This window comes from Streptomyces sp. NPDC057543, from assembly GCF_042801895.1.
In the GTDB taxonomy this organism is placed as follows: domain Bacteria; phylum Actinomycetota; class Actinomycetes; order Streptomycetales; family Streptomycetaceae; genus Streptomyces.
Genome location: NZ_JBHVFF010000092.1, coordinates 16,540 through 27,008 on the forward strand (window position 1 = coordinate 16,540; position 10,469 = coordinate 27,008).

At 68.6% G+C, this 10,469-nt stretch carries 11 protein-coding genes; all 11 read right to left on the bottom strand.

All coding sequences use genetic code 11. The features are described 5' to 3' along the window. Positions 1–16 precede the first annotated feature (16 nt). Positions 17–250 (bottom strand): F0F1 ATP synthase subunit C, encoded by a 234-nt coding sequence (locus tag ACFU8Q_RS17570; protein WP_072483720.1) that lies wholly within the window; start codon positions 248–250, stop codon positions 17–19. 72 nt (positions 251–322) lie between these two features. Continuing rightward, complete coding sequence (gene atpB / locus ACFU8Q_RS17575; RefSeq protein WP_266752447.1) at positions 323–1,159, bottom strand: F0F1 ATP synthase subunit A; 837 nt, start codon at positions 1,157–1,159, stop codon at positions 323–325. A 210-nt stretch (positions 1,160–1,369) separates the two neighbouring features. Continuing rightward, complete coding sequence (locus ACFU8Q_RS17580; protein WP_384454249.1) at positions 1,370–1,807, bottom strand: hypothetical protein; 438 nt, start codon at positions 1,805–1,807, stop codon at positions 1,370–1,372. A 262-nt stretch (positions 1,808–2,069) separates the two neighbouring features. Then, on the bottom strand, positions 2,070–3,455 hold the full coding sequence (locus ACFU8Q_RS17585; RefSeq protein ID WP_384454250.1) for an MraY family glycosyltransferase: 1,386 nt from the start codon (positions 3,453–3,455) through the stop codon (positions 2,070–2,072). Between the two features lie 92 nt (positions 3,456–3,547). After that, positions 3,548–4,813, bottom strand: coding sequence for a serine hydroxymethyltransferase (glyA, locus tag ACFU8Q_RS17590; RefSeq protein ID WP_384454253.1), 1,266 nt, complete (start codon positions 4,811–4,813; stop codon positions 3,548–3,550). 305 nt (positions 4,814–5,118) lie between these two features. Further along, positions 5,119–5,760, bottom strand: coding sequence for a protein-tyrosine-phosphatase (locus ACFU8Q_RS17595; protein ID WP_384454256.1), 642 nt, complete (start codon positions 5,758–5,760; stop codon positions 5,119–5,121). After that, on the bottom strand, positions 5,757–6,404 hold the full coding sequence (locus ACFU8Q_RS17600; RefSeq protein ID WP_030915951.1) for an L-threonylcarbamoyladenylate synthase: 648 nt from the start codon (positions 6,402–6,404) through the stop codon (positions 5,757–5,759). The genes ACFU8Q_RS17595 and ACFU8Q_RS17600 overlap by 4 nt, the downstream gene beginning before the upstream one ends. A 64-nt stretch (positions 6,405–6,468) precedes the next feature. Next, a complete protein-coding gene (gene prmC, locus ACFU8Q_RS17605; protein ID WP_384454259.1) occupies positions 6,469–7,314 on the bottom strand; it encodes a peptide chain release factor N(5)-glutamine methyltransferase in 846 nt (281 codons plus the stop codon). A 40-nt stretch (positions 7,315–7,354) separates the two neighbouring features. Then, complete coding sequence (gene prfA, locus ACFU8Q_RS17610; RefSeq protein ID WP_384454262.1) at positions 7,355–8,431, bottom strand: peptide chain release factor 1; 1,077 nt, start codon at positions 8,429–8,431, stop codon at positions 7,355–7,357. Positions 8,432–8,585: 154 nt separating this feature from the next. Then, on the bottom strand, positions 8,586–8,810 hold the full coding sequence (gene rpmE / locus ACFU8Q_RS17615; RefSeq protein ID WP_018958997.1) for a 50S ribosomal protein L31: 225 nt from the start codon (positions 8,808–8,810) through the stop codon (positions 8,586–8,588). Positions 8,811–8,984: 174 nt separating this feature from the next. Next, entirely contained in the window at positions 8,985–10,088 is a 1,104-nt protein-coding gene (locus tag ACFU8Q_RS17620; protein ID WP_384454265.1) for an LCP family protein, read from the bottom strand. Between the last annotated feature and the right edge of the window lie 381 nt (positions 10,089–10,469).

The window sequence follows — 10,469 nt, forward strand, 5'->3', positions numbered from 1 at the left end:
GTCTGTTCCCGACCAGTCAGGAGGTCGGGTAGACGAACGGCATGACCAGACCGATCAGGGCGAGCGCCTCACAGAAGGCGAAGCCGAGGATCTGGTTGGCGCGGATCAGGCCGGCAGCCTCGGGCTGACGGGCGAGAGCCTGCGTGCCGTTACCGAAGATGATGCCGACGCCGACGCCGGGGCCGATGGCGGACAGGCCGTAACCAACGGAGCTGAGGGAACCGGTGACGGCGGCAAGGGTCTGGGACATGCCAGTTCTTCCTTCTCTTTCACGGACCGGCGGGGGTTGGCCACCGGACGACTGGGGGTATGGGAGGCGCGATCAGTGGTGCTCGGCGACAGCGCCCTGGATGAAGGTGCACGCCAGGAGCACGAAGACGTATGCCTGAACGGCCTGGATGAAGAGCTCGAAGGCCGTCATCACGATGACCATCACGAACGACACACCCGCGTAGGCGATACCGATGCCGTTGAGCAGGTACCAGCTGGCGATGGTGAAGAGCAGCAGCAGCGTGTGGCCCGCGAACATGTTCGCGAAGAGTCGGACCGCGTGCGTGAAGGGGCGGACCAGGACGTTCGAGAAGAACTCGATGACCATGATCAGCGGCAGGACCCCGCCGAGCGACTTGTCGTAGCCGGTCAGGTTCTTGAAGCCACCGACGAAGCCGTGCCTCTTGAACGTGATGCTCATCCAGAGGACGTAGACGATCAGCGCCAGAGCGGCCGGGTACGCGATGACCGACGTCACCGGGAACTGGGCGAGCGGGATGATCGACCAGAGGTTCATCATCCACACGAAGAAGAAGATCGACACCATCAGCGGGACGTACTTCTCGCCCTCGCGCTTGCCGAGCGTCTCGTAGACGATGCCGCGGCGGACGAAGTCGTAGCCGGCCTCGGCGACCATCTGCAGCTTGCCCGGAACGACCTTCGGCTTGCGGAAGGCGGCCCAGAAGAAGCCGACGATGATGACCGTACCGAGGAGCGCCAGCAGCATCGTCTTGTTGAAGTAGACGTTGCTGTTCGCGTCACCGAAGATCGGCTCGAACAGGAAAGAGTGCAAGCCAGGACCCGGGAAACCACAACCGGAGAAGATGTGGCAATCGGTCTCGAAGGCGAGCACCTGTGTCGGGTCAGCACTCACCGCGGGCTCCTTCAGCGTGGCGCATAGGTACGGCAACCTCGTTGTGTCGGCGCGGCGCGCAGCCGCGGTTCGGCACTGGACTGGTGTTACGGATGTGTGAGCGGCAGTCAGGCATTGAGCCTCGCGATCGAGCAGGCGTCAGCTCACATGCCCGCGCCCGCAGTGCCGCAGTTGGAACCGGACGATAGCAGGGTCCCGGACTTGCACTTATTCCGCCCCTACCCTTCACGTCTTCGACCCGGTGTTCTTGGGCTTTTCACCCTTGTCGGACTCGGGTTCGACGTAGAGGATCTTGGCCTTCATGTGCGCACGCGTCTGTGCGCCGATCCACACGAGAGTCGTCGCGACCAGCGTGATCGCGAAGGCCTTCGGGTTGAACATGGTGGTGTTCTTGAATACGGCGACGAAAATGAACAGCAGAAGAAGCTGAGTCGTATACAGCATCAGCCCCATCGCCTGGAACAGGTGGGGCAGGGACCGCGCGGTCCGTTGCAGGACCATGAGTCCGATCCCCATGAAGAGGATCACCACGATCGTCGCAACGACCGCGCCCAGGGCTCCCTTGCCGCCGGCAACGCCACCACTGACGGCGGCAGCAACAGCGCCGGCGACAGCGGTGGGTACGGCGGCTTGAAGGAGAGTCCGGACGTCGTTGGACGGCATGGCGGCAGCTCCGCTTGCAGGGGGTGGGCAGTGTGTCGTCATGGACGAGCGTAGGCCCGGTCCGAGTCGATGCCTCGGGCCGATGGACCGTGGTACTCAGGTCCTTCAACTCCGTCACCGGGCTTCGTGAACGGTATCACAAACTATTTGATGAGGTCTTTACCAAGAAAGTGTGCCCGCTGTCACACATGTGGGTGAGCCCGCGCGTGTGAGCAAGGCAACTCTTTGTCCTGTCTGGTATTGCCCCTCGATGACCGAATCGTCACCGCGCCGAATCAGCCGTGTCTCTGTCCGAAAGACGCGAACGGGGGCCGATCGCGGTCGCCCCGTTGACGCCGGAAACTCCCACGACGACCGGGATCCGTTCCTGGAGCTCGTGCCCCTCCCGCCCCATCTGCCTGTCCAGGGGCCGCTGTTGGGCCTCACCCGGAGCCGAGCGTTCCGCGTCGGGCACCTCGGCCTTGCCGCGGCGCCGGCGGTAGCGGGGCGGGAGGAACCGTTCCGCCCAGTACGGCGCCCGCGGGGTGAACCGGGGCATCAACAGCAGTACGAGGCCCAGCGCGCTCAGCCCCATGATGACCAGCACGATCCACAGGGACGCCGAGTGCACGGAGTAGCCGACCGCGCCGAAGGCGATCAGCGCCGACCAGAAGTACATGATCAGCACGGACCTGCTGTGCGAATGGCCGATCTCCAGCAGCCGGTGGTGCAGGTGGCCCCGGTCCGCCGCGAACGGCGACTGGCCGTTCCAGGTACGCCGCACGATCGCCAGCACGAGGTCGGCGGCCGGGATCGCGATGATGGTCAATGGCAGCAGCAGCGGGATGAAGACGGGCAGCATCGCGTGGGTGGCCTCGCGCTCACTGCCCGCGAAGAGCTTCATCGTGTCCGGGTCGACCTGCCCCGTGACGGAGATCGCGCCCGCCGCCAGCACGAGGCCGATCAGCATCGAACCCGAGTCCCCCATGAAGATCCGGGCCGGATGCATGTTGTGCGGCAGGAAGCCCAGGCACATGCCCATCAGGATCGCCGTGAAAAGCGTCGCGGGGGCCGCGGCCTCGATCATGTGCCCGTACCAGAGCCGGTACGTATACAGGAAGAACGCGGCGGAGGCGATACAGACCGTGCCCGCCGCGAGACCGTCCAGACCGTCGACGAAGTTGACCGCGTTGATCGTGATGACGACCAGGGCGACCGTGAGCAGCGTGCCCTGCCACTGGGTGAGCGCGACGGTGCCGACGCCGGGGATCGGCAGCCACAGGATCGTCAGGCCCTGGATCACCATGACCGCGGCGGCGATCATCTGCCCGCCGAGCTTGATCAGTGCGTCGATCTCGAACTTGTCGTCCAGCACACCGATCAGCCAGATCAGCGCGGCCCCGGAGAGCAGCGCCCGCGGCTCGTTGGAGAGTTTGAAGACCCAGTCGAGGTTGTACAGATGCGCCGCGACGATCAGCCCCGCGCACAGCCCGCCGAACATGGCGATGCCACCGAGCCGCGGTGTCGGTTCTCGGTGGACGTCACGCGCACGGATCGCGGGCATCGCCCCGACCGCGATGGCGAATTTACGCACCGGGCCGGTCAGCAGATAGGTCACCGCGGCCGTGACACAGAGCGTCAGCAGGTAATCACGCACGGGCTGCCCCACAGATTTCGCCGGCCATCTCAGCCCACACCTTAACGAGGTGGGACTCGTGTTTGAGGACACGACGGACGGACCGATGGTTGCATGGACCGCGTCTACCCCGGATAGGGCGGATATTTCCGGGCCAGCTCCCGGACCTCCGCCCCGATGTCGCCCTCCTCACGCACCGCTGCTCCGAAGAGCGCCGCCAGCCGCGCCATGTCGGCGTCGTCCATGCCCTGGGTGGTGACGGCCGCGGTGCCCAGCCTGATGCCCCGGGCGTCCCCGTACGGAAGCGCGCAGGTGTCCAGCACCAGGCCCGCCGCTGCCAGCCGGGCGCGGGCGACCGGGCCGTCGACGCCGAGCGGGGCCGGGTCCGCGACGATCAGGTGGGTGTCCGTGCCGCCCGTGGTGATCTCGAAGCCCTCGACCGCCAGACCGGCGGCCAGCACCCGGGCATGGGCCACCACGCGATGGGCGTAGTCCGTGAACGCGGGCGTGGCCGCCTCCCCGAACGCGACGGCCTTCGCGGCGACCGTGTGCATCTGCGCGCCACCCTGCGTGAAGGGGAAGACCGCCCGGTCGATCCGCTCGGCCAGCTCCGCACCGCACAGGATCATCCCGCCGCGCGGACCGCGCAGCACCTTGTGCGTGGTCGCACAGACCACATCGGCGTACGGCACCGGGCTCGGCGCCGCTCCCCCGGCGATCAGTCCCATCGGGTGCGCGGCGTCGGCGATGAGGTACGCGCCCACCTCGTCCGCGATGTCCCGGAAGAGTTCGTAGTCGGGATGGCGGGGGTACGAGATCGAGCCGCTGACGATGGCCTTGGGGCGGTGCGCGCGGGCCAGGGTGCGCACCTGCTCGTAGTCGATCAGGCCGCTCTCGGAGTCGACCCCGTATCCGATGAACTGGAACCAGCGGCCGGAGAAGTTGGCGGGCGAGCCGTGAGTGAGATGTCCGCCGTACGGGAGTCCCATCGCGAGCACCGTGTCGCCGGGGCGCAGCAGGGCCGCGTACGCGGCGAGGACGGCGGAGGAACCGGAGTGCGCCTGGACGTTGGCGTGTTCGGCGCCGAAGAGCGCGGTGGCCCGTCGGCAGGCGATGCGTTCGGCGGCGTCGGCCTGCTCGCAGCCGCCGTGGTAGCGGGCGTCGGGGTAGCCCTCGGCGTACTTGTTGGCGAGCGGTGAGCCGAGGGCGGCGAGGACCGCGGGCGAGGTGAAGTTCTCGGCGGCGATCAGCTGCAGGGTGGTCGACTGCCGGTGCAGCTCGCCCAGGAGCACGGCGGCGATCTCCGGGTCCTCCCGGAGCAGGGCGCCGAAGTCCTGCGGCAGGGTCGTCCCGGCGTCGGAGGGGGGTGCGGCAGGAGTGGTGACCGGCATCGGGAAGCTCCGGGCCTGGGGAGGGGTGCGCTTGGGTCAGCTTCAAATGTAGGCCCGGAAGGGGCCCCCTGCCCGCTGTACGGCAACGTCGTACACCCGCCCGGCCCCCGGTGCCGGGCCCGGGAGTACAGCCGTCGGAGTGGCGCTGGAGCGGTCCGCGCCGAGTGCGGGGCCGGTACGCCGGTGAGCGCGGTGACGAGCGGGCCGAGGGCCTGGTCGAACACCGCTCGGCCCCCGGGGGCCTCCCGCGCTTCGGCCCGCTGCGCCGGTCTCCGGCTGTCGGGGCGGGCGGCAGAGCCGCGTCCTCAGCGGTCGGCCGTGATGCCCGTCAGGGCCGTGACGACCGGGTCCAGGGCCTGATTGATCTCGTCGCCGATGGACCGGAAGAACGTGATCGGGGCACCGTACGGGTCGTACACCTCGTCGGCCTCGGCGGTGGGGGCCAGCAGCCAGCCGCGCAGCGCGGCCGCGGCGCGGACCAGTGCGCGGGCGCGCTCGACGACGCCGTCGTCGCGCGGGTCGGGCAGCGTGGCGGGGTCTATGGCCCGGACCAGCCGGGTGAATTCCTTGAGGGTGAAGGTCCGCAGGCCGGCCGAGTGACCCATCGAGATGACCTGGGCCCGGTGGTCGCGGGTCGCGGTGAGCACCAGGTCGGCGCGGATCACGTGCTCGTCGAGGAGCTCCCGGCCGACGAAGCCGGTGGTGTCGGCGCCGAAGTCGGCGAGGACGATCTCGGCGTTGGCCTCCATGGGGGCGCCTTCGTGGCCCCAGGTGCCCGCGCTCTCCACGATCAGTCCGCCCTGCCGCGGATCGCCGAGGCGGTCCACCAGGGCGTGGCGGGTCAGCCGCTCGGTGATCGGCGAGCGGCAGACGTTGCCGGTACTGACGTGGAGGATGCGGAATGTGTCGGCCTGCCCCGCTATGCCACGCCCCTCAGGGGCGGTCAATTGGCCACCTCGAGGTCGGGTACCACCTTGCGGAGTTCCTCGACGGAGAGCGCACCGGCGCGCAGCAGCACGGGGACCTTGCCGGTCACGTCGACGATCGACGACGGCACGATGCCGGGTGTCGGGCCGCCGTCGAGGTAGACGGAGACGGAGTCGCCGAGCATCTCCTGGGCGGCGTCGCAGTCCTCGGGGGACGGGTGTCCGGTGAGGTTGGCGCTGGAGACGGCCATCGGCCCGACTTCGGTGAGCAGCTCGATGGCGACCGGGTGCAGCGGCATCCGCACAGCCACGGTGCCGCGGGTGTCGCCGAGGTCCCACTGCAACGAAGGCTGGTGCTTGGCGACGAGCGTGAGGGCGCCGGGCCAGAAGGCGTCGACGAGCTCCCAGGCCTGCTCGGAGAAGTCGGTGACCAGTCCGTGCAGGGTGTTCGGGGAACCGATCAGGACGGGCGTGGGCATGTTGCGGCCGCGGCCCTTGGCATCCAGCAGGTCGGCGACACCCTCGGAACTGAAGGCGTCCGCACCGATCCCGTACACGGTGTCGGTGGGCAGCACGACCAGTTCGCCGCGGCGTACGGCCGACGCGGCTTCACGCAGACCCGTCGTACGGTCGGTCGCGTCGTTGCAGTCGTATCGCCGTGCCATCAGCCGGCCTCCTCAAGCATGTACGGGTAGGGCGGGTACGGGTCGTGCGGGTGGTGGCCGCCGGTCACGGCATGGCCTTGCGGGCCGTGGCGAACCGCGGCCGGTTGTTCAGGTCGGGGTGGTCGGCCGCGTCGGCCCAGCCACGCTCCTCGGTGAAGATCCACGGCACCTGGCCGCCCTGGGTGTCGGCGTGCTCGATGACGACGAGGCCGCCGGGGCGCAGCAGGCGGTGTGCGGTGCGTTCGATGCCGCGGATGGTGTCGAGGCCGTCCTCGCCGGAGAAGAGGGCCATCTCCGGGTCGTGGTCACGGGCCTCGGGTGCCACGTACTCCCATTCGGTGAGCGGGATGTACGGCGGGTTGGAGATGACCAGGTCGACCTGGCCGTCGAGCTCGGGGAGGGCGGTGAGCGCGTCTCCCCGGTGGACGGTGACCCTGGACCCGTCGGCGTTCTTCCTGGTCCACTTGAGGGCGTCGTCGGAGAGCTCGACGGCGTGCACGCGTGAGCGCGGTACCTCCTGCGCCATGGCCAGGGCGATGGCGCCCGATCCGCTGCAGAGGTCGACGACGGTCGGCTCGACGACATCCATCGCGCGTACGGCGTCTATCGCCCAGCCGACGACCGATTCGGTCTCCGGGCGGGGTACGAAGACACCAGGTCCGACCTGGAGCTCCAGGTAGCGGAAGAAGGCGCGTCCGGTGATGTGCTGGAGCGGTTCGCGGGCCTCGCGGCGGGCGATGGCCTCCCAGTAGCGGGCGTCGAAGTCCGCGTCCGGCACATGGTGCAGTTCGCCCCGCTTGACGCCGTGCACGAACGCGGCGAGTTCCTCCGCGTCGAATCGCGGGGAGGGCACACCGGCGTCGGCCAGCCGCTGAGTGGCCTGGGCCACCTCGGCGAGCAGCAGGTTCATCGCGGTTCTCCGTACGGGTTACGGGCGGGGCGGGCTTTGCTTATGCGGCGGCGAGCTTTGCGGCGGAGTCGGCGTCGACGCAGGCCTGGATCACGGAGTCCAGGTCGCCGTCGAGCACCTGGTCCAAGTTGTACGCCTTGAAGCCGACGCGGTGGTCCGAGATCCGGTTTTCGGGGAAGTTGTATGTACGGATCTTCTCGGACCGGTCGACCGTACGCACCTGGCTGCGTCGTACGTCCGAGGCTTCCTGCTCCGCGGCCTCCTGGGCGGCGGCGAGCAGGCGCGACCGCAGGATGCGCATGGCCTGCTCCTTGTTCTGGAGCTGGCTCTTCTCGTTCTGGCAGGAGGCGACGACGCCGGTCGGCAGGTGGGTGATGCGGACCGCCGAGTCCGTGGTGTTGACGGACTGGCCGCCGGGGCCCGAGGAGCGGTAGACGTCGATACGGAGATCGTTGGCGTGGATCTCGACGTCGACCTCCTCGGCCTCGGGCGTGACGAGCACGCCGGCGGCGGAGGTGTGGATGCGGCCCTGGGACTCGGTGGACGGCACCCGCTGCACGCGGTGCACCCCGCCCTCGTACTTCAGCCGTGCCCACACGCCCTGGCCGGGCTCGGTGGCGCCGTTGCCGCCCTTGGTCTTCACGGCGACCTGGACGTCCTTGTAGCCGCCGAGCTCGGACTCGGTGGAGTCGATGATCTCGGTCTTCCAGCCGACGCGCTCGGCGTAGCGCAGGTACATCCGCAGCAGATCGCCGGCGAACAGGGCGGATTCGTCGCCGCCCGCGCCCGCCTTGATCTCCAGGAGCACGTCCTTGTCGTCGCTGGGGTCGCGCGGGACCAGGAGGAGGCGGAGCTTCTCGGTGAGCTCTTCGCGCTGCTTCTCCAGGTCCTTGACCTCGGCGGCGAAGTCGGGGTCGTCGGCGGCCAGCTCGCGGGCCGTCTCGATGTCGTCCCCGGTCTGCTTCCAGGAGCGGTACGTGGCGACGATCGGGGTCAGCTCGGCGTAGCGCTTGTTGAGCTTGCGCGCGTTTGCCTGGTCGGCGTGGACCGACGGGTCCGCGAGCTTCTTCTCAAGATCGGTCTGTTCACCGATCAGTTCCTCGACCGCCTCGAACATCTTCGGGCTCCTGGTTCCTTCACTCGAACGTGCCTGCTGGACGGCGTGATGCCGTCCGGGCCGGGTGGGGTACGGCCCCGTACCCCGGGCCGGAAAAAGCGCCGGTCTCGACGCCCCCCGGGAAGAGGGCGCCGAGAACCGGCGCAGTGGCTCGCTACTTGCTGGCGGAGCCGGCAGCCTTGCCGAAGCGGGCCTCGAAGCGGGCCACGCGGCCACCGGTGTCGAGGATCTTCTGCTTGCCCGTGTAGAACGGGTGGCACTCGGAGCAGACGTCGGCGCGGATGTTGCCGCTGTCGATGGTGCTCCGGGTCGTGAACGACGCGCCACAGGTGCAGCTGACCTGCGTCTCGACGTACTCGGGGTGGATGTCGCGCTTCAAGGGTTTCTCCTAGATTCGGGAGGGCGCCGGGTCGTACGCGCGGATTGCGCGTCCGTGAACCGGGGCCGACGTACCAGTCTGCCAGGACCGGCCGTATCTCCCAAAACCGGGGGCGGGCCGCACGTATTCCCGGGCCGCACGTATTTCCGGCCGGGGAACACGTGCGGCCCGCGCTTACTGGACGATGCGGCCCGCGACACCCTTGTCGCCCGCCGACTTCTCGGTGGCGGAGGCGGGGATCGCCTTGTCCTGCTTGAGCGCCGTCCAGACCTGCTGGGCGGACTCCTCCAGCGGTACGACGCGGTTCGGGTCGGCCGGGTCGTACTGGACGGGCAGCGTGACCATGTGGACGTTCTTCGAGCCGAGCCCCTTGAGGCCGTTCGCGAAGTCGGTGAGCTGCTTGACCGAACCCAGCTCGGAGTCGGTGGTGATGGCCTTGGTCGCCGTGTCCGCGAGGTCGAAGAGCGTCTTCGGGTTCGAGTACAGGCCGACGCTCCTGGCCTGTTCCATCAGCGCCTTGATGAACGCCTGCTGGAGCTGGATGCGGCCGAGGTCGCTGCCGTCGCCGACGCTCTTGCGGGTGCGGACGAGGCCCAGCGACTGCTCGCCGTCGAGGGTGTGGGTTCCGGGCTCCAGATTCAGATGGCTCTTGGCGTCGTGGATCGCCTCGGTGGTGGTGATCTTCACGCCGCCCAGCTCGTCGATGAGCTTCTTGAAGCCGGTGAAGTCGACTTCGAGGTAGTGGTCCATGCGGATGCCGGACATCGATTCGACGGTCTTGACCGCACAGGCCGGTCCGCCGACCTCGTACGCCGTGTTGAACATGGCGCGCTGCTGGCCCGCGACGGTCTTGCCCGTGGTGTCGCTGGTGCAGTCGGGGCGGGTGATGAGGGTGTCGCGCGGGATGGAGACGACGGAGGCCGTCTTGTGGCCCTTGTTGAGGTGCACGACCATCGCCGTGTCGGAGCGGGCGGTGCCCTCGTCGGCGCCGTACGCGGAGTTCGCGCCGGAGCGGGAGTCCGAGCCGAGCACGAGGATGTCCTCGGAGCCGTTGTCGACGTTGTCGGGGCGGTTCTTGCCGAGCGCCGCGTTGATGTCGACGGCCTTGAGATTGCCGTTGAGCTTGAAGTAGGCGTATCCGAGCCCACCGCCGCCGACGACCACGGCGCCGGCCAGGATCCAGGCGCCGATCACCGTCGCCCTGCGGCGACGGGAAGGCTTCTTCCGGCGTTTGCCGGTGGGGCGTATTCGGCCACCGCTTCCGCTCTGCTCGGTCATCCGTCTCCTTCGGTCGTCAGCTGTTCCCGGACCGGCCCTCCCCTGAGCGGTGTTCGGGCACTGGCTCCTCGGCTTTTTCACTTGCTTGTGCGACTTGTCGGTACTTCGTACGACGTCGTGGCCCGAAGAAGGGTTGCACAGCGAGCTGTCACGCCCGGATGACGACGACATGGGGACAAAGGGGATGTACAGCACAGGTGAACGTCCGGTGATCCGGCGCTCACCTGCGGTTTCTTGCCCGATACAGCCATTGCGGCGGCGCCCGTCACAGCGGCCGTCATGTGGCGAAGGTCTCGGATCGGTCGAAAGGGCCGAATCGACCGCGTCACGCCCGCGCACGCCGACGACGCAGGGCCGCCCCCGTCACCGAAGTGGCGGGGG